At 57.9% G+C, this 23180-nt stretch carries 21 protein-coding genes; 17 read left to right on the forward strand and 4 right to left on the reverse strand.

What is annotated here, in order from left to right; all coding sequences use genetic code 11:
* Positions 1–3: 3 nt before the first annotated feature.
* The 4 genes from I6J28_RS06600 (at position 4) to ffh (ending at position 4763) form a co-directional block, all read left to right on the forward strand.
* Complete coding sequence (locus tag I6J28_RS06600) at positions 4–372, forward strand: Na+/H+ antiporter subunit G (RefSeq protein WP_204608484.1); 369 nt, start codon at positions 4–6, stop codon at positions 370–372.
* Between the two features lie 230 nt (positions 373–602).
* Complete coding sequence (locus I6J28_RS06605) at positions 603–941, forward strand: P-II family nitrogen regulator (RefSeq protein WP_005325265.1); 339 nt, start codon at positions 603–605, stop codon at positions 939–941.
* Positions 942–947: 6 nt separating this feature from the next.
* The gene (locus tag I6J28_RS06610) at positions 948–3071 is read left to right on the forward strand and encodes a [protein-PII] uridylyltransferase (RefSeq protein WP_204608487.1); all 2124 of its coding nucleotides are present in this window, start codon (positions 948–950) and stop codon (positions 3069–3071) included.
* Positions 3072–3122: 51 nt separating this feature from the next.
* Positions 3123–4763 (forward strand): signal recognition particle protein, encoded by a 1641-nt coding sequence (ffh, locus tag I6J28_RS06615; RefSeq protein ID WP_204608489.1) that lies wholly within the window; start codon positions 3123–3125, stop codon positions 4761–4763.
* Between the two features lie 151 nt (positions 4764–4914).
* Here ffh and I6J28_RS06620 read toward each other — a convergent pair whose 3' ends face one another.
* Complete coding sequence (locus I6J28_RS06620; protein WP_204608491.1) at positions 4915–7182, reverse strand: acyltransferase family protein; 2268 nt, start codon at positions 7180–7182, stop codon at positions 4915–4917.
* Between the two features lie 353 nt (positions 7183–7535).
* On the opposite strand from I6J28_RS06620, the gene rpsP reads away from it, so the two are divergent.
* Positions 7536–8051, forward strand: coding sequence for a 30S ribosomal protein S16 (rpsP, locus tag I6J28_RS06625; protein WP_005325261.1), 516 nt, complete (start codon positions 7536–7538; stop codon positions 8049–8051).
* A gap of 245 nt (positions 8052–8296) precedes the next feature.
* Positions 8297–9487: an IS1249 family transposase gene (locus tag I6J28_RS06630; protein ID WP_204608493.1), complete on the forward strand. Its 1191-nt coding sequence runs from the start codon at positions 8297–8299 to the stop codon at positions 9485–9487.
* A 201-nt stretch (positions 9488–9688) separates the two neighbouring features.
* Here I6J28_RS06630 and I6J28_RS06635 read toward each other — a convergent pair whose 3' ends face one another.
* A complete protein-coding gene (locus I6J28_RS06635) occupies positions 9689–10375 on the reverse strand; it encodes a TetR/AcrR family transcriptional regulator (protein WP_239454571.1) in 687 nt (228 codons plus the stop codon).
* Positions 10376–10413: 38 nt separating this feature from the next.
* Positions 10414–10818, reverse strand: a complete 405-nt coding sequence (locus tag I6J28_RS06640; protein ID WP_204608499.1) for a cupin domain-containing protein — start codon at positions 10816–10818, stop codon at positions 10414–10416.
* A gap of 106 nt (positions 10819–10924) precedes the next feature.
* Here I6J28_RS06640 and rimM point away from each other — a divergent pair, with 106 nt between their 5' ends.
* The 6 genes from rimM (at position 10925) to I6J28_RS06670 (ending at position 18217) form a co-directional block, all read left to right on the forward strand.
* Positions 10925–11422 carry a ribosome maturation factor RimM gene (gene rimM / locus I6J28_RS06645; protein ID WP_204608502.1) on the forward strand — a complete coding sequence of 166 codons (498 nt, stop codon included), beginning with the start codon at positions 10925–10927 and terminating at the stop codon, positions 11420–11422.
* Positions 11419–12291, forward strand: coding sequence for a tRNA (guanosine(37)-N1)-methyltransferase TrmD (gene trmD / locus I6J28_RS06650; protein ID WP_204608505.1), 873 nt, complete (start codon positions 11419–11421; stop codon positions 12289–12291). The genes rimM and trmD overlap by 4 nt, the downstream gene beginning before the upstream one ends.
* Positions 12291–12665: a hypothetical protein gene (locus tag I6J28_RS06655; RefSeq protein ID WP_204608509.1), complete on the forward strand. Its 375-nt coding sequence runs from the start codon at positions 12291–12293 to the stop codon at positions 12663–12665. The genes trmD and I6J28_RS06655 overlap by 1 nt, the downstream gene beginning before the upstream one ends.
* A 121-nt stretch (positions 12666–12786) precedes the next feature.
* A complete protein-coding gene (locus tag I6J28_RS06660) occupies positions 12787–13425 on the forward strand; it encodes a hypothetical protein (protein ID WP_204608512.1) in 639 nt (212 codons plus the stop codon).
* Between the two features lie 147 nt (positions 13426–13572).
* Positions 13573–15909, forward strand: coding sequence for a Tex family protein (locus tag I6J28_RS06665; protein ID WP_204608514.1), 2337 nt, complete (start codon positions 13573–13575; stop codon positions 15907–15909).
* A gap of 193 nt (positions 15910–16102) precedes the next feature.
* Positions 16103–18217, forward strand: a complete 2115-nt coding sequence (locus tag I6J28_RS06670) for a YhgE/Pip domain-containing protein (protein WP_204608516.1) — start codon at positions 16103–16105, stop codon at positions 18215–18217.
* Positions 18218–18369: 152 nt separating this feature from the next.
* On the opposite strand, the gene I6J28_RS06675 is transcribed toward I6J28_RS06670, so the two are convergent.
* Entirely contained in the window at positions 18370–19578 is a 1209-nt protein-coding gene (locus I6J28_RS06675) for an IS110 family transposase (protein WP_204608518.1), read from the reverse strand.
* A 470-nt stretch (positions 19579–20048) separates the two neighbouring features.
* On the opposite strand from I6J28_RS06675, the gene rplS reads away from it, so the two are divergent.
* The 5 genes from rplS (at position 20049) to I6J28_RS06700 (ending at position 23093) form a co-directional block, all read left to right on the forward strand.
* The gene (gene rplS, locus I6J28_RS06680) at positions 20049–20393 is read left to right on the forward strand and encodes a 50S ribosomal protein L19 (RefSeq protein WP_005325245.1); all 345 of its coding nucleotides are present in this window, start codon (positions 20049–20051) and stop codon (positions 20391–20393) included.
* A gap of 185 nt (positions 20394–20578) precedes the next feature.
* On the forward strand, positions 20579–21382 hold the full coding sequence (lepB, locus tag I6J28_RS06685; protein WP_204608520.1) for a signal peptidase I: 804 nt from the start codon (positions 20579–20581) through the stop codon (positions 21380–21382).
* Positions 21360–22097, forward strand: a complete 738-nt coding sequence (gene lepB / locus I6J28_RS06690) for a signal peptidase I (protein ID WP_204608521.1) — start codon at positions 21360–21362, stop codon at positions 22095–22097. The genes lepB (I6J28_RS06685) and lepB (I6J28_RS06690) overlap by 23 nt, the downstream gene beginning before the upstream one ends.
* Positions 22084–22725: a ribonuclease HII gene (locus tag I6J28_RS06695; RefSeq protein ID WP_204608523.1), complete on the forward strand. Its 642-nt coding sequence runs from the start codon at positions 22084–22086 to the stop codon at positions 22723–22725. Before lepB (I6J28_RS06690) ends, I6J28_RS06695 begins: the two co-directional genes overlap by 14 nt.
* Positions 22726–22787: 62 nt before the next feature.
* A complete protein-coding gene (locus I6J28_RS06700) occupies positions 22788–23093 on the forward strand; it encodes a DUF2469 domain-containing protein (protein ID WP_005325239.1) in 306 nt (101 codons plus the stop codon).
* The last annotated feature ends 87 nt before the right edge of the window (positions 23094–23180 follow it).

A 23180-nucleotide genomic window follows, 5' to 3' on the forward strand; every position in this document is an offset into this window, starting at 1 on the left:
ACCATGGCCATCTCTGAAATTATCGCTTCGGTCCTGCTTATCATCGCTACTATCTTGGTGGTCGCTACGGTGGTGTCTCTGTGGCGAGCGCCCGATGCCTTGACCCGTGCCAACCTGCTGGGCCCTACCGTGGGACTTGCGGTGCCGCTGATCATCGTGGCCAAGCTAGTCGTGGACTTTGGCCGCGATGGTTTTTCGCTGTGGCTGCTCATCCAAGCACTGATTGCCTGCTTCGGTGTATGGATCATCGGCTCGGTAGGTTCCTTTTATCTGGGCCGTTCCATCTATGGCGTAACCGTCACCGACGTCAAGCACGCCAAGCACAACCATAAGAAAATTCAGACCGTGCAAGCAGGGGAAGACGATATCTAGTCCTCTCCAGTTCCTTCTGGCGGCGAGCCCTTTCTGCTCCTGCGCGTAGCTGCGCGGAGAACAGAACCGCTCGCCGCTTTTCTGGTTGCACAGTGGGGTCTTCTGAGCCCACCTGCACCCTGGATTCACAATGCGGAAAAGTTGCACAGCAATTGTTGTGCTCGGGCTAGAATGGGTGCACGTTATTCGGTGCTTCTAGACCCGCCCCGAAGAGATTGCAAGGAGTAACAATGAAACTCATCACGGCCATCGTTAAGCCCTTCACCCTGCCGGAAATCCGCCAGGCTCTGGAGCAGCAGGAAGTACGCGGCCTCACTGTTACAGAAAGCCAGGGCTTCGGACAGCAACGTGGGCACAGCGAGGTATACCGAGGGGCAGAATACGCCACTGACTTCGTGCCTAAGGTTAAGCTGGAGGTTGTTGCGGCCGATGACCACGTCGAAGACATCATTAACGCCATCGTGGATGCTGCCTACACGGGCAAGATCGGCGACGGCAAGCTGTGGGTAACCCCAGTTGAAGATGCCATTCGTGTGCGCACTGGCGAGCGCGGCGAGGCGGCACTTTAAGCCCGCATGCATACCGCCGCACAGATTCGCGCCGAGGCCCATGCCTCGGCGCTTCGTGTATTGCGCAGTCTCGAGCTTCCACCAGGAACCGCGCTCGCTGCCACCGGTTCCTTTGCCCGCAATGAGATGACTCCGTACTCGGATATTGATGTCATCCTCATCTATGCGGAAGGCCACGAGCCAGATCCGACTCTGGTGGAGCAGCTGTGGTATCCCGTGTGGGATGCCAAGTACCGCCTGGATTATGCCCTACGTACCCCACAAGAGTGCGGGGCGATTGCTGCCGAAGATGCCTCTGCCGGCTTTGCCCAGCTGGATTTGGCCTTTGTAGCAGGGCGCAAGGTTCTGGTGGATGAGGCGCGGGCGCAATTGCTCGCTGCGTGGCGGCGCCAGCTGCAGCGCGGCTTTGATGATTTCTTGGATACCGCGATTACTCGGTGGAAACGTTCGGGCGCGGTGGCAGCGATGACGAACCCGGACTTGAAAAATGGGCGCGGGGGACTGCGCGATATTCAGCTCTTGCGCGCGATGGCTTTGGGCAACCTGTGCGACTTTCCAGATCTGGACGGTGAACAGCGGCTGCTTCTCGACGCCCGCACGCTCCTGCACGTCACAGCCCGGCGCCACCGGGACATACTGGATCCCGAGTTTGCCGCGGACGTAGCGGCGGACCTGGGTTTTGAAAGTCGCTACGCACTGACGGCAGCTTTGGTCAGCGCTGCAGCCACGGTCAATAAGGCGGTGGAGCGCGGCCTTGCCACCGCCCGTGGGGTACTAGGCCGTAATGCTTCAGCGACCGGCCGGGGCCGGCGCCGCCCGCTCGATGTGGACGTCGTGGCTGAGGCCGGCGGCATTTTCCTTTCGCGCAAGCCAAATGTAGAGGACCCGTGGCTGCTCACCCGCGTGGCGGCTGCCGCGGCACGCACGGGATATATCATCGCCGAGACCACCTGGCACCAGCTCCAAGACCTGCCCGAGCTGCCGCCACGCTGGCCGCGGGCAGCGGTGGATGATTTCTTCGCTATTTTGTCCTCCCCGCGATGCACGCCGCGTGTCATACAGGACTTGGACCACTATGGCCTATGGGAACGCTTAGTCCCGGAATGGGGGCATGTGCGCGGCTTATTGCCGCGCGAGCGCAGCCACGTCAATGCGGTGGACCATCATCTCATCGCTACGGTTACCCGCTGTGCGGAAATGCGTACCTCGGTGGCTCGACCGGACTTATTGCTTTTGGCGGCGCTTTACCATGACATAGGCAAGGGCTACGGGCGCCCTCATGCGCAAGTAGGTGCGGAGATGATTACCCACCAGGCAGCCCGTATGCGGTTGAGTGTTGCCGATAGGTCGCGCGCCCAAACCCTGGTGGCAGAACATACCACCTTGGCGCGGTTAGCGGCGACGATGGATCCGGCCTCCGACGCCGCTCGCGACACCTTATTGGCTGCCGCGCATTATGATCAGCTAACTATTTCCCTGTTAGCGGTGTTGGCTGAGGCTGATGCCCAATCGACCGGGCCTGGCGTGTGGACACCGCGAGTGAAGCAAGCACAGAAGCTGATCGTCGCGCGGGCACTTGAGGCGCTCAAACCGCGTGTTCTCGACCGCCCTGCTGTGCATGTACCGCTATCTAGCGAAGGCGTTGCGCTCAAAGTGGATTGGGAAGACCAAGAAGTCAGCGTGTCGTGGTGCGGTACCTCTCAAGGGGAGCTAAAGCGCATATTTGCCCTGTTATCGGCTCTCGGATGGACCATCGTGCGGGCTAATGTCGTTCGCGAGGAGGACGGTGCCTACAAGGCGGAGTTTTTCATCCGCACGGTGCAACAGACCCTAAAGGAGGCAGCGCAGGAGATAAGGTTTATCCAGTCCTATAACTCACGAACTTATACGGAGCTGCCGGCCATTGCTGGCGAGGTGACCACTGCGGCATTCGATGTAGGCGGCATTTTGGTCATCCGGACGGTTGAGCGCATCGGTGCTTTAGGGCACTTGGTAGAGGCACTGCCGGACTTTGTGTGGCTGCGCCATGAGATTTTGGGCGCGACGATGATCGTCAATGTGTACCTCGCCGGGCAGGTTTCTCGCGCTACCGTGGTGGGGAATGTGACCAGGGCCCTGGCTAGGGACTAAGATTGAATAGTTGAACTTTAGATCGATCTAAATTAAGGGAGCGCATCCGTAGTGTTTGACTCACTATCAGACCGCCTACAGTCAGCCCTGGCGGGCCTGCGCGGTAAGGGCAAACTGACCGAGGCTGATATCAATGCCACCGCTCGTGAGATCCGCCTCGCGCTGCTGGAAGCCGACGTATCTTTGACCGTCGTCCGTGGCTTTATCAAGCGCATCAAGGAACGCGCCCGCGGCGCGGAAGTCTCTGAGGCGCTCAACCCGGCGCAGCAGGTAGTCAAGATCGTCAATGAGGAGCTCATTGAGATCCTCGGTGGCGAAACCCGCCGCCTGAACTTGGCTAAGAACCCGCCGACGGTGATCATGCTTGCCGGCCTGCAGGGTGCTGGTAAAACCACCTTGGCCGGTAAGTTGGCCAAGCACCTGGCTAAGCAGGGCCATACCCCGATGCTGGTGGCCTGTGACTTGCAGCGCCCAGGCGCGGTGCAGCAGCTGCAAATCGTCGGCGAGCGCGCTGAGGTGCCGACCTTTGCACCGGATCCGGGAACCTCCCTGGACTCCAACGAGCATGAAATGGGTACCTCGCATGGGGACCCGGTGGACGTCGCCAAGCAGGGCATTGCTGAGGCCAAACAGAAGCAGCACGATGTGGTCATCATCGATACCGCTGGCCGCTTGGGCATCGATGAGACCCTGATGACGCAGGCGCGCAATATCCGCGATGCCGTCAACCCGGACGAAGTCCTCTTTGTTATTGACTCCATGATCGGCCAGGACGCCGTGCAGACGGCCGAGGCCTTCCGTGATGGCGTGGACTTTACCGGCGTTGTTCTCACCAAGCTGGACGGTGACGCCCGCGGTGGTGCGGCCTTGTCTATCCGTGAGGTCACCGGCAAGCCCATCATGTACGCCTCTACCGGTGAGAAGCTCGATGATTTCGATGTCTTCCACCCGGAGCGCATGTCCAGCCGCATTCTGGGCATGGGTGATTTGCTCTCCCTTATCGAGCAGGCTGAAGCAACCCTGGACCACCAGAAAGCCGAAGAAGCAGCCTCTAAGCTGGGCTCTGGCGAGCTGACGCTCAATGACTTCCTTGAGCAGATGCTGATGATCCGCAAGATGGGCCCCATCGGCAACCTGCTGAAGATGATGCCCGGCGGCAAGCAGATGAATGAAATGGCCGCCATGGTGGATGAAAAGCAGCTGGACCGCATCCAGGCGATCATCCGCGGTATGACTCCGCAGGAGCGCGAAGACCCGAAGATTCTCAATGCATCGCGCCGCAAGCGCATTGCTAATGGTTCTGGTGTCAGCGTTTCCGAGGTCAACCAGCTCATTGAGCGCTTCAACCAGGCTAAGAAGATGATGTCCAAGATGGCCGGCCAATTCGGCATGGGCGGCATGGGTGGTCGCTCCGCTACCAAGAAGAAGCCCAAGGGTCGCAAGGGCAAGAATGGCAAGCGAAAGAAGGGCAAGGGCGGCGGTGGCAACCGCGGCCCGAAGATGCCGGGCATGGGCGGAATGCCAGGAATGCCCGGAGGCGGCGGCATGCCGTCCATGGAGGAGCTGCAAAAGCTCCAGCAGCAAATGGGCGGCGGCGGTGGCATGCCAGGTATGCCCGGCATGCCAAAGATGCCGAAGGGAATGGAAAATATCGATCTCGACAACCTGGACTTTGGCAAGGGTAAAAAGTAGTTTTCCCAGCCTTAAAGCATAAAGAAGGAGGCTTCCGCGTTGCTGCGGGAGCCTCCTTTTTTGTGCGGCTTGCCGACGCCGCCCTAAGCCCCAGCGCGCCTTTGCATGAGGCGCCTTCGTTTTCGGGGCTTGAGCACGACCGAGCTATGGCCTAGACGGCATCGTCTTGTGCGGCGTTGGGGTAGGGGACGGGGTTGGCATGTTGCTTGCCGGCGTCGGTAGGCGCTGCGGGCGCTTGCTCCACGGCTCCTGCAGCCTGCTCCGGTGGAATGTCCGGGGCTTCCTGCTGGACTTTTTCCCCGTTGAGGAAGGGCTTTAGGGCCTCGCGGATCATCGGCATTGCTGATTCCGCAAAAGCATTGGTGATGTGGTGCATGTCGCGGTAGACCATCGTATTGCCGATGATGACTGGGCAGTCACCATTGGCATCGCAGAACCACGGAGCGGTATCAATCGAGAGCATATTTTGGTACTTCGACAACACGACTGCACCGGGATCATAAGGCTGGTAGACCTGCTCAAAGCGCATGCCGCAGCCGTAGGCATCTTCGGTAGCGACGTAGCACTCATCAAACTCGCGTGGACGGCCTTCTTCATCGAATCCCCACGGGTTATCGCGGAAGCCCAAGAAAGGAATATCGCGGTCGGCCAATTCCTCCCAGAATGCCTGGTAGCCGGCGGGCACGGCATCAGGGCCGGTGCCATATTCATTTTGCGGGCGAGTGGTATTCGAGATGACCAAGGCCGGGTTTGCCTCTTCGATGCGTTCCATGACTAGCTCGCCCCACTCGGCACACTCTGGGGTCACGGTGACATCGTCACCCAATTCAATCGGGCAGCCCTGGCGCAGCAGCGGTACCAGCTTAAAGCCCATTTCCTTGCCTAAACGGTCCAGCGGGGCAGAATACTGCTCCGCGTGGGAACCGCCCACCAAATAGACTTCCTTCTCCGCATTGAGGTCACCGAAAATGCAGGGGGTCTTACCGTCCTTGCGGGTTTCAAAGAAGAAGTCAGCAGGCTGGCTATCTGGCACGAAGCACCAATTTGTAGCGACGGGTGGCTGGATGCCGCCGGCCAGAATTGGATCGGGCTTGACCTCCACATTATCCGGCGGGGTGATGTCGTTGATGAACGTCGTTGCGCCGGGGTAGAGGGCAGGGTCCAAAAGCTCCGCATCAGCATCATCAAGGGTGCGCATCCACAGTGGCTGGACAGCCAAGAGGCCGACAACGGCCGCGGCGACTACAACGCCACCTACACCGCGGGCGGCACCGGCGGGTTTCTGCAAGGTCGACAGGCCCTTGCGTACCGGCAGATCCTCGGCCGTGGGGCGCTTGCGATGCTGTCGCAGGGGCTTTTCCAAAAAGCGGTGCGTGAGGTCCGCCAACACTAGAGAAATGACGATAATGATGACGCCCAACCACCACGACGGGGTTTCTTGACCCAGGTAGGACGTGGACAAAATAAGCAATGGCCAGTGCCACAGGTAGAGCGGGTAGGCTACATCGCCCAGCCAGCGCGCCTGCTTGGAGGCCATGGCCTTGGAAATCTTGCCACCGCCGCCCAAGATAATGAGCACGGCGCCGCCTAGTGGCAAAAGGGAAAGCGGGCCAGGATACGCAGTGGTATCCGCGATGATGGCACCGGTAAAGACGAGCATCAAAAGGCCCAGACCAGTAAAGAGGTCATAGAGGCGGGCCGGAATCTTCCAGGAGGAACCGTAGATAGCCAGGACCGCGCCCAAGGTTAACTCCCAAGCGCGCGACCAGGTGGAGTAGTAGTTCTCCGGAGTTCCGTAGAGGCCGTGGCGCGAAGCATAGGCGAAGGAAGCAATCGTGACCACGATGAGGATCGGGCCAGCAATCTGGTTGACCGTGGGGAAGCTGCGCTTGCCCAAAGGCTGCTGCTTCGGTCGGAACTTCATGATGGCAGCCAAGATGAGCGCAAAGGCAATGCCCATGATGTAGAACTGGCCCTGCACGGCCATGGACCACATGTGCTGCAGCGGTGAGGTATCAGCTGCGGCCGCCGTGTAGTCGGCGTTTTGCTCCGCTAGCTCCCAGTTCTGGTAATACAGCATGGTGGCTGTGATCTGCTGGGTGAGCTCGGTGCGCATGAGCTGCGGGGTGAAAATGCGCACTAGAATGTAGGTCACGCCGATGACCAAAACCAAGCTTGGTACCAGGCGCCGCAAGGTGCGCCAGATGGGCCACCAAGGGTTCAGCGAGGCGTTGGGCTTGCTCGCGTAGCGCAGCTGGGAGCCCAAGAAGAAGTAGCCGGATAGCAGCAAGAATACGTCGACGCCGCCGGATACGCGTCCGACGAATACGTGGTAGATAACTACTAGGCCGATGGCAATACCGCGCAGACCATCAAGGTCATAGCGGTACCGGAAATTTCGCGGTGATTCTTTAGTCATAAACTGTCTTTTCGTGCGCCTATGCCTGGATGGTGGGGCGGAAGGCGCGCCATACATATGAAACGAAATGTCTATATTCGGCCCTTAAGGGTACTCTGCTTCACTATCGCAGGCATAACGAACCTGCGTGCGTGGCGTAGTAATTTTTGAAAATGCAGCTACTCGCGCTAAAATATCCCAGGCTATCTACTCGGATATTCTGAGCTAGATAAACTGAAGAACGTAATATTCTGCGTAGCACCGTTCCCGTCTACGGTCGGCCGGTATGTCACGCGCAGATAAAATCCAAGGGTTGAACCGGCGCACAACCTAGTGCGCGTCTGTACTGCCCAGTGACTAGTAAAGGAGCCAACATGGCTGTCAAGATCAAGCTGCAGCGCCTGGGCAAGGTCCGCGCTGCTGAGTACCGCGTTGTTATTGCTGATGCCCGCACCCGTCGTAACGGCAAGGTCATCGAAAACATCGGCATCTACCACCCGAAGGAAGAGCCTTCCCTCATCCAGATCGACTCTGAGCGTGCACAGCACTGGCTGTCCGTTGGCGCACAGCCAACCGAGCCGGTTCTCGCTCTGCTGAAGGTCACCGGTGACTGGCAGAAGCACAAGGGTCTGCCGGGCGCAGAGGGCACCCTGAAGGTTGCTGAGGAGAAGAAGTCCAAGCTGGAGATCTTCAACGAGGCACTGGCTGAGGCCAACAACGGCCCGACCATCGAGGCCATCACCGAAAAGAAGAAGAAGGCCAAGGAAGAGGCTGAGAAGAAGGCTGCTGAGGAAGCCGCTGCTGCAGAGGCTGCCGCTGCTGCCGCCGGCGAAGCTGACGCTGAGGCCGAGGAGAAGGCTGAGGAAGCTTCTGAGGAGTCCGCAGAGTAATCTGCCTCCCTTGCTAAGCGCAAAGCGCTTCTAGCTTCGGGCCCCGCCGCTACGATCACTGGTCGTAGTGGCGGGGCCTTTGTGGGTTAAGTAGCAGAAAGTGTGTCTGAGTTACAGTGATCTTGCTGCTCAGGTTGGGTAAATCGGGCGGATATAAGGTCTTGGTGCTTATATCCGCGCGTTTCGTGTTCAATCCATCGGAATGGCACCCCCATGTGCTAGTCGGGGGTTGGTGTGCTTTCCGGGTGAGTAAAAACAGGCCACGATGCCCGGTATGTACTGGGCAAATGAAGAAAAACGGAACCACATCCAAAGGCACAACCAGGTGGCGGTGCAAAGACCCGAACTGCGGTAGCTCCACAACACGAACCCGCACCGATCGCACGCAGGCCCGCAACTTTAAAGCCTTCGTCTCCTATGCCACCTCCACAGCAACGTTGTCTGAACTCGCCGGGCAACAAAGGGTGAGTCGCTGGACGCTTGATCGCCGATTCGAACCGTTTTGGCTCATCGACATCCCCAACGACGGTGCCCTGCAGCGCGTCTACGATCAGATCTTCATCGACGGCACCTACACCGCAGCTGGCTGTCTGCTTGTGGCAGCCAGCCGCGACCACGTCATTGCGTGGCACTGGACCAAACACGAAACCGCCCACGCATACACGCAGCTACTTCGCAAAATCGCCGAGCCGCTCTGCGTCGTCCTCGACGGCGGACAAGGCGCACTCACCGCGATTAAAGCCTGCTGGCCAAACGCAATGATTCAGCGTTGCCTCGTTCATGCGCAACGCGTCATCCGCCGCTACACCACCTCGCGGCCGCGTACCGACGCCGGCAAAGCCATCTACACACTGGCGTTGAAACTAACCCGTGTCACCACGCTCGACCAGGCACGGGAGTGGACGCTGCGCCTGCACGACTTCGGTCAGGTATTCAAAACATTCCTCAACGAGAAAACATCCGTGCCAAAAGAGCGCCGAACACTCAATAACCAGTGGGAATGGACTCACCTGCGGGTACGCAAAGCCTACAACTCACTGCTGCACCTATCGCGCAACAATTGGCTGTTTACCTACCTGCAGCCACCACCGCATGCGCTTGATCCTCAACGCTGGGCTTCAACGACAAACAGTCTTGAAGGCGGCATCAACGCCCAGCTCAAACGCATCGCCGATGCGCACCGAGGCAGGTCTGGGGAACGCCAACGAAAAATGCTCGAGTGGTACCTCCACACCAAAAAGCAACTGCCTGACGATCCGCTAAAAATCGCCAGGCAGTGCAATTTTGGCCAAGATCAACTCGCCAAAGTCAACGATCTTGCCGAAGAAGACCACAACAAAGCCGACCAGGAAACAGGACGACCAGCCTTCTACGACAACGCTATCCCAACCGAGTACGAACACTCGATAGGAATCAGAAAAGGCCCCATGAAGTAACTAACCGTGTACCCGCCCGCGACACGCCGAGCGGACACACATTCTGCTACTTAACCCGCCTTTGTAGTTGTAGGGGGAGGGGCCGGCACACAGTAGCGACCGCGCACGCTAGTCCGTGGCGGGGCTGCGTGCGCGGTCGCTACTGGCAGTGACGCGCTAGGAAACGTGCGTCATCCATGTTGGGGATATGCCAGTTCGCCCTTAGTTCTGTGGCTTGTAGTTGGGGTAGCGGCTGTAGACGTTAGAGGGTTCCTTAAAGTCCATGCCGCGCAGTGCACCTGCAACAACCGGTGTGAAAAGCTCGAGGATCTGCTCGCGTGGAAGCCGGGACAAAGGGCCGTCGATGGCAAGTACGGTAAATCCATGAATGGCCGACCAAGCCAACAGGGCATTCTGCATGAAATGCGTAGGGCCAGTGGTGTTGTCCAGCGCTTCCGCGTGGCGGGACAACAGGGCGAAGAAATCGCGAATCTGCTGTAGGTGATCCATCTTCGGATCATCTTCCGTATTGGGATCTACGCCAAGCATGAAACGCAGCGCCTTCCACTCCAGCATGCAGCGGAAGAAATTGGTTTCATCTAGGGCAAACTCGAGGTAGGCGTAGCCGATTTGCATCAGGTGTTCTGGAAAATCTAGGCCCACTGCTGTCTCGGTAGTCTCGTGTAAACGCCGGACCAACTCATCGGTCGCAAGCTCAGCTACCTTATCGTGCAGTTCTTCTTGGTCCTTGAAATGACGGTAAGCGGAGGTAGGAGACACTCCTGCTTCGCGGGTGACCGCACGGACGGTGATGGCATCGGGGCCACTTCTTTTGCCCAGTTGAACAGCGATACGGAGCAGCTCATCGTGGAGGTTTCCATGATGGTAGGGCTTATTGTGCGTTTCCATAAAATTCATTTTATCAACAAAACCTATGTACGTATAAATTATTTGGTCAGCATGGTGAGCAGCAAAATTGCGGGGGTGGAAGGGTTGCCGCTCTCGCTTGTGGCCTCGACTTTATGCACCTCATATGCAGGAAGGTGCACGATAGAGCCGGGGGTGAGCGTGATGGTTTCACTGCCGTAGCTGAAGTCAAGCTCACCGCGCAGCGCCTGCACGGTGATGGGATGTGCGGCCTTGTGATCGGGCAGAGACTGTCCTGGTGTGAAGCTAAAGAGAATGAGGTTGGCACCATCAGCGCTTAAGACGCGCTGTACGCCCGGGCGCGGGCGGTGCGGATCGGTATCAGGCGCGATGTCCAGCAGGTTTAGCGCGGACATGACGGAATCCTCACCTGAGTGAGAAGCCGCGCCGAACGTGTCCGGGGAGTTGGTCGGTAGATCGCTCATGAGCCCACTTTAACGACAATAAGACTCAAATTCTGGGTTTGCTTTCCAAAGCGCCAAAATTCATGACTGACAAGGGCAAAGAGGTCTGTGTTGTAGACTTTCCGCTATGGAATTGATGATTGGTCGCGTGATTAAATCGCACGGCGTGAAAGGTGAAGTCGTAGTCGAGGCCACTACGGATGAACCGGAGGTGCGCTTTGCGGTAGGGGAAGTTCTTCAGGGGACGCAGGGTAAGAAGGAGCACACACTAACTATCAAGGCGGTCCGGAGCCATAAGGGAAGGCTGCTCGTTACCTTTGAAGAGATCAAAGACCGAACAGCGGCGGATAGCCTACGTGGTACCAAGTTCTTTGCCGCTCCGCTCGACAGTGATGATGATGGCTTTTATGACCATGAGCTGGAAGGGCTTCGCGTACTTCTGGCGGGTGAGGGGATCGGTGAGGTCACATCGGTCATCCACGGCGGAAGTCAAGATTTGTTGGAGGTAAAACTCGACAACAGCAAGGAGGCGCTCATTCCCTTCGTGCATGCCATTGTTCCTGAGGTGAACCTAGAGGCTGGAACGTGCACCATCGATCCGCCGGAAGGACTGCTTGACCTATGAGGCTTGACGTCATCACCATTTTTCCGGAGTACCTGGACCCGTTGCGGCATGCGCTTTTGGGGAAGGCCATTGAACAAGGTCGCCTTGAAGTAGGTGTGCACGATCTGCGGCAGTGGGCTACGGATGCGCATAAGTCTGTCGATGACTCGCCGTTCGGTGGTGGCCCCGGCATGGTTATGAAGCCAGAAGTTTGGGGGCCGGCGCTCGATAGCGTCGCCACGCGGGAAAGTGCGCCCAATCTAGAGTCTGCGTTGCCACACCTAAACCGTCCGCGCCACGATGAATTAGAAGGGGTTGAGGCGCAAGCCTATGCGGTTGATGCCACGGCCGATGAGGATAGCGACCTCCCACTGCTTATCGTGCCGACGCCAACCGGAAAACCGTTTAGCCAAGCAGATGCGCGGGCGTGGTCCAATGAGGGGCACATTGTTTTTGCTTGCGGGCGTTATGAGGGCATCGATCAGCGCGTGGTGGATGACGCCGCCCAGCGCTACCGCGTGCGCGAGGTTTCCATCGGCGATTATGTGTTGATCGGTGGGGAAGTGGCAACGTTGGTGATTGCTGAGGCAGTAGTGCGACTCATCCCCGGCGTGCTGGGAAATAAGCGCTCTCATGAGGAAGATTCTTTTTCTGATGGTCTCTTGGAAGGCCCGAGCTATACCAAGCCGCGAGAGTGGCGTGGCCTAGCCGTGCCGGAGGTGCTCACCTCAGGAAACCACGGTTTGGTAGACAAATGGCGGAGGGAACAGGCATTGCTGCGCACGTGGCAACGCCGTCCCGAACTTTTGGAGGCAGCTGAGCTCGATAAGGACGACAAAGCCTTCATCGCGCAGTTGGAACAAGAAGCCAACACCCAGGGTGAAGGCTAATGGAGGTAAGCGCTGACCTCTCGGTACTCTTAGTAACCCAGGAGTGGGCGAAAAGCCTCGAAGCATTGCCAGAGGAGCTGCGTGCACGGGGCTTTGAGCCGCTAAGTATTTTCACTCTCCAGGTAGCGGAGGAAACCTCGGAAAGCAGCCCGCTAGCGCAGGAGTATCGCTTCAAGAGCGGTCAGTGGCCACAAGGAATACCGGTGTGGCGGCTCATCGTAAACGGAGAGACCACGCAGCCCCTGGCCACGGTGGCTTCCTCGGTAGCAGACTGCTTGCCGCCGGCAGCCTCGTGGGTAGGCAGTGCGGAAATCGGTTTTACGGAGATGGGGCCTGGTGCCCCGGCGGTGTGGCGGGCGGATTCTGGGTTATAAGCGGAATCTGGACAATTATTTAGCGCTTTTTCATGCCTAAACTGCAGCGCATATGCCTTCTAAGGTTATAGTGAAGGGGACATTCCCTCTAGGTTCCTATTCCCAAGGTGGTCCCTGAACTATGACGGCTCCCAATGGCAATAACTACGGTGGATATAACCAACAGCCGCCCCAGTACAATCAGCAGTATTATTCCCAGCCGCAGCAAAGCGGTGGCGTAGGCGGCGCCACCATCGCGGCAATTATCGCAGCAATTGTGGCGGTCATCGCGGTGGCCGCCATGGTCATCATGTTCGTGACCAATAACAAGGATGATGCATCGACTAGCGCGGCCGCCGATAGTCAATTCCAGCAGGCTGATGCCAATAGCGGCTCCGGCTCCGGATCTAGCAAGCACTCCGGTTCCTCGTCCAAGGACGATGCTGAGGATGAGGATGAAGATTCCAGCCCGGTCACGGTGACCAAGACTATGGATGCTCCAGCTCCAGCGCCGGCACAGGCAGCGTCTTCTGGCAGCAGCAATGGGCACTCTTGGAGTGACTTCACTAGCTACTATCCAGCTACCAGCAAAACCTCCAGCGGTTTTGCCAGCAACGTCTATACCGCGTTTATGAATAACTGGGTCGCCGGCGGCGGCACCGGCGCTACCTTGAGCGTCTACTCGCCGGCCACCGGTGGTACCTACACCATGTACTGCTCCGGTAGCTCTTCGCGCGTTTCCTGCTCCGGCGGCGATAACGCCCGCGTGGTTATCTACTAAGAGCGCGCCGCAGCAACCTCCTTTCCCTTACTGGGAAAGGAGGTTTTGTGCGTCTAGGGGGGCGTCGGCAAGCGAAGGCAGTGGAGGGGCCGTGCGGTAAATTGGGTGGGTCTAATCCCAAACCTCGAGAAAGAGTGAGGAGACCACGTGAATATTGCGGCCACTATCGCCGCCGAGCTCAACGTCAAGGAATCGCAGGTTTCTACCGCGTTGCAGCTGCTTGCGGAGGGCAATACAGTGCCCTTTATCGCCCGCTACCGCAAGGAGGCCACCGGCGGGCTGGATGACTCCCAGCTGCGCACCATTGAAGAGCGCGCGAACTATCTAAAGGAACTACAGGAGCGCAAGGAGACCATCCTTGCGGCGATTGAAGAGCAGGGCAAGCTTGGCGACGCCCTCAAGGAGCAAATCCTTGCCTGCGAGACCAAAGCGCGCCTAGAAGATTTGTATCTGCCGTATAAGAAACGCCGCAAAACCAAGGCCGATATAGCCCGCGAAGCCGGCCTTGAGGAGCTGACCGATAAGCTCATTGCGGATCCCAACGCCGCTCCAGAAGAGTTGGCACAGGCCTTTACCACCGAGGGCTTTGAGGACACCAAGAAGGCCCTCGACGGCGCCCGGGCCATCTTGGTGGACCGCTTCGCGCTCGACGCGGACCTGGTGGGTGAAGTACGCGAGCGCATGTTCACTGAAGGCTCCATGGGCGCGCACGTTGTTGAGGGCAAGGAGGCCGAAGGCGCGAAGTTTAAGGATTACTTCGACTTCAACGAGCCCTTCCACAAGCTGCCTTCGCACCGCATTTTGGCGCTGCTGCGTGGCGAGAATGAGGGCGTGCTGCAGCTGCAGCTAGATGCCGGCGATGACGCCGACTACGAGGATGTAATCGCCTCCCGCTTCGAGCTGGATCGCTCCTCCAAGTGGCTTGCCGACGCCGTCCATTGGGGCTGGCGCACCAAGCTCTATATTTCCTCTAGCCTGGACGTTCGCATGCGGCTAAAAGAGATCGCGGAGGAAGGCGCGCTGAAGATCTTTGCCACCAATCTGCGCGACGTGCTGCTCGCGGCACCTGCTGGCCAGCGTGCCACCATCGGCTTGGATCCGGGTTACCGCAATGGTGTGAAGTGCGCGGTAGTGGACAAAACCGGCAAGGTGCTCGATACCGCCATTGTCTACCCGCATCAGCCGCAGAACCAGTGGAGCCAAGCAGTTCAAACGCTGTCGACCCTGTGCGCCAAGCATTCTGTAGACCTTTTGGCCATCGGCAACGGCACCGCCTCCCGCGAGACCGAGAAGCTCGCCCAGGAAATTGCGGACCTTATCAAGCAAGCCGGCGGTCAACGACCCACTCCTGTGGTGGTTTCGGAGTCCGGCGCCTCGGTCTATTCCGCCTCGCCGCTTGCGGCGGAGGAATTTCCCGACATGGATGTCTCACTGCGCGGCGCGGTTTCCATCGCTCGCCGCTTGCAGGATCCTTTGGCTGAGTTGGTCAAGATCGATCCGAAGGCTATTGGTGTGGGGCAGTACCAGCACGACGTTAACCAGACGGCGCTCGCCCGCACCCTCGATGGCGTGGTGGAAAGTGCGGTAAACGGCGTGGGCGTAGATCTCAATACCGCTTCCGTCCCGCTGCTCGAGCGCGTAGCTGGCGTCAATTCCACCATCGCCACCAATATCGTTTCCTACCGCAACGAAAATGGGGCCTTTGCCTCCCGCAAGGAACTGAAGAAGGTACCGCGGCTTGGACCTAAGGCCTTTGAGCAGTCTGCCGGATTCCTCCGCATCAACGGCGGTACTGATCCGCTAGATGCCTCCGCCGTACACCCAGAGGCCTATCCTGTCGTCTCCCGCATCGCGGCGAAGACGGGCCTGGGTATTTCTGAACTTATTGGCAATACCCGCGTACTTAGCACGCTGGCGCCCGCAGACTTTGCGGATGAGACCTTCGGCATTCCTACGGTGACCGATATCATCGCCGAGCTGGATAAACCCGGACGCGACCCGCGCCCTGAGTTCAAGACCGCCACCTTTAAAGAAGGCGTACATAAGGTCTCCGATCTCACCCCGGGCATGATTCTTGAGGGCACGGTGACCAACGTGGCGGCATTTGGCGCCTTCGTGGATGTCGGAGTCCATCAGGATGGCCTCGTCCACGTTTCTGCCATGAGCCACAAGTTTGTTTCCGATCCGCACGAGGTCGTGCGCTCTGGCCAGGTGGTCAAGGTGAAGGTCATGGAGGTTGATGTGGAGCGCCAGCGCATCGGTCTCTCCCTCCGTTTGGATGATGACCCGGGGCAGCCGGCCCCTAAACGCCGCGGTGATTCCCCACGCGGTTCCGCCAAATCCGGAGCCAGGGGCGAAGGAAAGCGCTCTGGCCACAAATCTGGGCGCGGATCCCGGGACGGCTCGCGCGGCCGCACTGGCGGTCGAGGTGGCTCCGGTGGTGGTGGAGCCATGGCCGATGCCTTGAAGAAGGCAGGCTTCTAATCGTCGTGGACTAGCCTTTCTACCTGCTGCTTTTTGCTCCCATCGTTGCGGACGGTGGGAGCTTATACATTCCAGAGGGGAGAATTCCTCCACGACGTGGGGTCCAATGCGCGCCGAGATTGTTTCAAAATGGTAAGTTTGCCAAAACTAAATAAAAGACGCTTGGTGCCATTTTAATTACAAGGAGAGGGAAATGAGCAAAGCTGCTAAAGCCAGCCATGGCAGGGGAGTGTTGGGTTGGCACCGCGTATTGGACTGGCGTCCGCGCAGTGCATTGGCACGGTTGTTCATCGTGTTCTTCCTGGTTGCACCCATTATTATTGCCGGAACCATGATGTGGGCGATGTGGGACCCATCCAAATACATGCGCAAAATCGACCTAGCGGTGGTGAATGAAGACGCGGGCGTCAACAAGCAAGGCGTTGATACCAACTACGGCGTTCAGGTGGTAGAAGGGCTGCTGGATACCGATTACCTGAATTTCGCAGAGGTGAATAAGGATGAGGGGGATCAAGGGCTGATTAAAGGCAAATATCTCCTGGTGGTGACCATCCCTGAGGACTTTTCCAAAAAAGCGGTGTCCATCATCAGTGATAAGCCCGTCAAACCTGAAATTCACTTCGCTAGCAATGACTATTACGGAACTAACGGCTCCGTTATTTCTTCGAGCCTAATCCCGCAGGTGCAAACCAGCGTGGAAAATGCAATCTCGAAAAAATACGCTGACCAGGTAATAGAAGGGCTCAATAAGCTAAGTGATGGAATAGGCACTGCCGCCGATGGTGCTAGACGTCTTGATGAAGGTGCCGGGAAGCTACAAGAAGGTGGAGGTCGTGCGGTCGCCGGCATAGGTCAGCTGGGAGCCGGTGCAGGAAAGCTACATGATGGAACTGGTGCGCTGCTTGATGGCACAAACCGTCTCAATGAGGGAGTCGGGCGACTCGATGAAGGTGCCGCTCGCCTGGATGACGGTGCCACACAACTTGCTGAAGGTTCCGATAAGCTGCTTGCTGGCACCGGCCGTCTCGCCGACGGTGCCGGCCAGATCGATGGTGGAGTCAATCAGCTCACGGGAATGCTTATCCCAGTGCTCAAACAGGCCCAGGTCGTGGTTCCTGCCCTGTCGCAACTGGTAGAGGTGCTGCGTAACTTGGGTATGGGGCAGCAGGCTGAACAGCTCCACTCGCTCGTATCCAAACTTGATCCGGCCACGAGTGGCAACATGGTGGATAAACTAGAGCAACTTTCTAATGGTACCGGTCAGCTGTACTACAACCTTTCAGATCCTAATTCGGAGTATCTGGGCGGCATGAACAAACTCAATGGCGGAGCGCACCGTCTAGCTGATGGCACGAAGGAGCTACACAGCGGCGTTGGCGAACTTGGCACCGGCGCCGCTCAGCTGCACGATGGCGCGAGCCGCCTCCACGACGGGACTGGCACCCTGAAGACGGGAACAGACCGCTTGGCAGCCGGTGGTGCCGAGCTCAAGGGTGGTATGGATAAGCTAAAGGCCGGTTCTGGTGAGCTCTCACAGAAGCTGGCAGATGGTGCAGCCAAAGCGCCATCTATCTCCAAACCGGAAGACTCAGCTCAAAACATGGCCGTTCCCATTAACTTCACCGCGTCCAATGTGCACCCAGTCCAAACAGCAATAAGCTCCACGGACCCCACCCGCAAGGACGTCACCGGCGGTGCCTCTTTGCTCTTAGTGCTCGTCTTTGGCTTCCTCGTCATGCTGCTGGTGGCTATGGTGTTTCCCTATTACCTCGGCCGTAAAGGAACCCCAGTTGCGCATCCTGCGCGCGGAATATTGTCTGCGTTCATCACGCTGACCGTGCTCAACTTCATTGTCCTTGCCTTTATGGCGCTGATGTCAGCAACTTTGGGGTGGGCACCGGCTAGCTGGTCCATGATTCTCGGGGTAGTAGCAGCGATCGCAGCGGTGGGTGCGGCGACTTACCAGTTCTTCCACGTGACTTTTGGGCGAAAGATTGGTGGCATCTTTGCTGCGGGAATTTTCGCCCTCGGTGTGATGGTCTTTGGTGGTGTGTGGCCGGTGGCCGCGATTCCCCGCCCGTTGAGTTTGATGCATCCTTTCCACCCGATGACCTACGCCAAAGGCGCATTCACGCGTGCCACTGATGGGATTCATGATGCGACGTTCTGGACTGGAATGGCAGCGCTGCTCGGATTTACCCTGATCGCACTTTTCGCCTCATATGTGGTCTTCCGCGCGCGTCACTTGGGTACGGCGAAAATCCTGGATGAGCACCTAGTCCGCTTCCCGGCTGCTGCGGCGGCGTAGCTTGGGAGGGGGGTGTTCCTATATAGGTTGTCAACCTCGCGGGTGGAGAAATCGGGGGCGGATTCTCTCTACGGGGTTGTTTGGTCGTGTGGTTTTCGGGCATGCCTGCTAGCCGACTGGGTTTTCCCAGTCGGCTGTTTCGTTCTTGGTGTTTAGGCTGCGATTCCTTCCTGTTGTAAGGCGGGATCGCGGTAGCGCTCGTGGTTGCGCATCATGGCGTAGAGGACGTTGAGCCGTCTGCGGGCTAGTGCCACTACTGCGGCGTTGTGTCTCTTGCCATCACGGCGCTTTCGTTCATAGAATTGCCGGGAACGCTCGTGGAATCTGATGGATGCAAAAGATGATTGCCATAGGGCGTTCTTTAATTTTTTATTGCCGGCACGGTTCAGTGAGTTCGACATGATCGAGGTTCCGGACTGATTCGTTCGGGGCGACAAACCAGCGTAAGAGGCCAAGTGCCCAGCTGACGGAAAGTCGGACATGTCGCCCGCGGTCATGAGAATTTGTGCTGCCGTCTTTGGTCCGATTCCTGGCATGGATAGCAGGATTTGAGTGTGGGGGATGTCGTTGATGAGCTCGATGACTTCCTGCTCGATTTGTTTGCGATGTTCGAGTTTTAAGAGTGCGTCTTTCGCCGACATTGCTATGCCCATTTCGGCATAGTGCGCACCTGCAATGGTGACTGTTTGCTCAGAGATAGCAGCGAATATGGCATCGAGGACAGGTTCGGGATTGCGTGCCTTATATCGTCGAGCAAAGGCAGCTGCCTTGGCCTTACCTAGGCGCTTTACCTTGGTCGGTCCACCGTAGCGCGCAAGTAGGTGCAGAACCCACTTGCGGTGGATTATCTGACCGCGAAGGGCCTGTTCGAATTGCGGGTAGCAGCCTACTAGTGCACTTCGAATCTGATTGATGAGCCTGGTGTAGGACCGCGCTAAGTCTTCGTCGATACCGTTGAGGACCTTCAACTGGAGGAAAGCTTCTTCGACACGGTCGACGCTGCGGAGGGACTCCGGAAGGTTCTTTGCAGCGTGGGCAATGATATAGGCGTCCCGGATATCAGTTTTGGCATTGCCAGCGTGGATGCGTGAGAGTTGACGCATAGCCAAACCGGGAAGGTAGCGCACGTCGATTCCGATATCTTGAGCAACTGCGACAGTTAGTCGACCAATGTTATTTGGCTGGTCCACGACGACAAGGACTTTGTGGTCGTGTGCGCTGAACGTTGAAAACAGTGTGCGCAGGGATTTTTCGTTTTGGTTGATGCGCTTAGATAGCACCTGGGTGCCGTCGATATCTAAGACGCAAGCGTGGTGAAAATATTTACCGACGTCCATGCCGATGACATAGTCGTAGGTCATGCTAGACCTCCTAGCGAATTGAATGAGTATGGGACTTATTTCATCGCTGGTGGTCGGACATACTTCACGCTGGCATCCACATTACTTTGAGACTTCGCACATTCTGTGCGGGTCAGGTTCCTATTAGCAGTCTGGAGTATGTCACTGCCTTCGGTGGCATCACCCCCCGGATCATTTTCAGACAGGGACGAAAACAAGCCATACCGAAGCCAGCGACTAGTTCCACTGCCACAAGGCAGAAGGAACGCAGATAAACATAACCTGCCCCAGCATGGGGCTAGGAGTACGAATCCTGGGCCCCTTCAAGCGGAACTGCCAACAACGTAATGGGGAGAAAGTAGTGCTGGGGAGAAATTTGGTTCCTGCCGGTGGATGTGGAAAAATAGTGCACCGTTCTATGTAACGGGCACGAACCGGTTAGGCAGTACGCCGCTAGGGTCCTCTGTCCCAAACTGAAAAGGAATATTGGCATGTCCAACATTATTGACAAGGTCGATGCAGCACAGCTGCGCGACGATATCCCGTCCTTCCGCCCAGGCGATACCCTCGACGTTAACGTAAAGGTTATCGAGGGCAACAACGAGCGTGCACAGCTCTTCAAGGGCATCTGCATCCGTCGCCAGGGTTCCGGCATCCGTGAGACCTTCACTGTCCGTAAGGTCTCCTTCGGTATCGGCGTTGAGCGTACCTTCCCGGTTCACTCCCCGAACCTGGAGTCCATCAAGGTCTCCCGCCGTGGCCGCGTCCGCCGTGCGAAGCTCTACTACCTGCGCGATCTGCGCGGCAAGAAGGCTCGCATCAAGGAGCGTCGCTAGTACTAGCGCGCTGCGCGCCAGCTTCCTCCTGCACCCAACTGTGGATGCAGGAGGATTTTTCTATGCCCAATTTCGCTTAATTCACAGTTGGAAGCCCTGATCTAAACGGAAAGTTGTCTGTGAATCCTCCTGCCGCGAGGGGGATAAGGCCGGAATCCGGACATGGGGTTGCTAGGATCTAGCGCGTGAATAAAGACAGCATCTCGCAGGAACAGCCGCCAGAAGGCGAGGGGGCCCACCCAGTACAGGGCGACGCCACCCAGCAAGGCAAAGAGGCGACTAAGAAGAAAGAAATGCCGTGGCTGCTGGAAACCCTTCTGGTAGTGGCGACGGTTCTCGTGGTCGTCGGACTATTCCAGAACTTTATCGGCCGGCAGTATGTGATCCCATCGGGTTCGATGGAGCCGACTCTCCACGGCTGCGAGGGCTGCACAAATGACCGTATCTTTACGGAAAAGATCTCTTACTACGGCGACGGCGAGCCAGAACCAGGCGATGTCGTCGTATTTAAAGGCACTGAGGACTGGAATTCCAGCTACGTCTCACCGCGCTCGTCCAATCCGGTCATTCATGGCGTGCAGGATGTGTTGAGCTTCGTATCCTTGGCACCCCCAGACGAAAATACTCTGGTCAAGCGTGTGGTTGCTACCGGCGGACAGACGGTGTCCTGCCAGGAGGGCGATCCTGCTGTCATGGTAGATGGCAAACCCATCGAGCAGGACTACGTGCAAGACCCACCAACGTATCCGGTAGATGAGTCGACCGGCTCGGAGGCCTGTGGTGGTCCGTACTTTGGTCCCGTCGAGGTCCCGGAGGACAATATCTGGGTGATGGGCGATAACCGTACCGCTTCGGCCGATTCGCGCTACCACATGACCGATAAGTTCCACGGCACGGTTCCAGTAGAAAACGTCCGCGGCAAGGTGAAATTCGTATTCTGGCCGTTTACCCGCATTGGTGGGGTCGATGACCCGGACATTCAGGAATAAGCCTTCCTCCCAACGCCTGCGCACCCGGGATTTTCTCATCCCCGTGGTGGCAGGCTTTGTCCTGCTAGTACTCCTGCAGGCGCTGGTGGGGCGGATGTATGTCATTCCTTCTGCTTCGATGGAACCGACCCTGCACGGGTGTCCCGGCTGCAAAAATGATCGCATTGCCGTGCAAAAGGTCAGCTACTACTTCACGGACCCCAAGCCCGGGGAGGTGGTGGTTTTTGAAGGGCCCGAGTCGTGGAATAACGAGTTTGAGGTCAATCGCTCGCACAATATTTTTGTGCGCGGCGCGCAAAATGCCTTGGCGGCCGTAGGGCTGCTTCCCAATGGGGAAAATATCCTGGTAAAGCGCGTCATTGCTACCGGCGGGCAGACGGTGAGCTGTCAGGCTGGCGACCCTGCGGTCATGGTGAACGGAAAGCCTATTGACCAATCCTTCGTCCTCGATCCGCCGGAGATTCCCGTAGACCCCAGTGTGGGCTCGCAGGAGTGCGGCGGCGAGTATTTTGGCCCGGTCACCGTCCCCGAGGGAAACCTTTGGGTGATGGGTGATAATCGCACCAACTCCCTCGATTCCCGTGCACACTTGGGCGACCACCTGCAGGGCACCGTGCCGGTAGACAACGTCCGCGGGCGCGTTGAGGCCGTCATTTTGCCGCTTTCGCGTTGGGGCGGAGTGGAGCACCCGGAAATTTCGCATGCGGCGGCTTAAACAGCGACGCACCTACGAGGTCGCATTGAGCAAGGCCGGTTTAGGCCCGGTGGCCGGCGTAGATGAGGCTGGGCGCGGTGCCTGCTGCGGACCGATTACCCTCGCAGCCTGCGTCATGCCCGATCGGCCGATCAAGGAGTTGGCGCAGCTTACAGATTCAAAGAAGCTAACTCCCAAACAGCGCGAGAGGCTCTTTCCACTCATTAAGGACAAGGCTGTGGACTGGTCTGTAGTGCATATTGGTGCGGGGGACATCGATAAGCGCGGCATCCAGCACGCCAATATTTCCGGCATGCGCAGGGCGGTTGGGCGCCTGGAAGCGCGTCCGGGCTATGTGCTTACCGACGCCCTCTTTATCCCCGGCCTTGCCCAACCCCACCTGCCCATTATCGGCGGCGATGCGGCCGCACGGTGCATTGCCGCGGCGAGTGTATTGGCCAAAGTCAGCCGCGATCACCTGATGCACGAGCTGGATGCGCGGTACCCCGGCTACGGGTTGGCCAGCCATAAGGGGTATGGGACCAAGGCACACGAGGCCGCAATTGCGGCGCTTGGAGCGTGCCCGGAGCACCGGATCAGCTATGAGAATGTCCGCCGCGCACATGCGGAGTTTGCCGCGCGTGCCTAGCTAAAATCTAGCCTTTCTCGCGCTAAGCTAAAGCGAGCTAACCCACAACCTGGAGGTCCACCGTGAGTGCAGAGGAACTCGATAACTACGAGGCTGAGGTAGAGCTGTCCCTCTACCGCGAGTACCGGGACGTTGTCAGCCAGTTTTCCTATGTCGTTGAAACTGAGCGGCGCTTTTATCTGGCTAATGCGGTAGAGCTTATTCCGCATACCTCTGGGCCTGATGTGTACTACGAGGTGCGCATGTCTGATGCTTGGGTATGGGATATGTACCGCTCCGCGCGCTTTGTGCGCTACGTCCGCGTTATCACCTACAAGGACGTAAACATCGAGGAGCTGGATAAGCCGGAATTCATGATGCCGGAATAATTTTGTCAAGCCGGCGCACACGGCGCCGCGCCCTAGCTGTGGATAACAGAGGTGCAGAGCCTGGTTATCCACAGCTAGGGCCTTTTT

It is taken from the genome of Corynebacterium tuberculostearicum (assembly GCF_016894265.1).
GTDB classification, from domain to species: domain Bacteria; phylum Actinomycetota; class Actinomycetes; order Mycobacteriales; family Mycobacteriaceae; genus Corynebacterium; species Corynebacterium tuberculostearicum_D.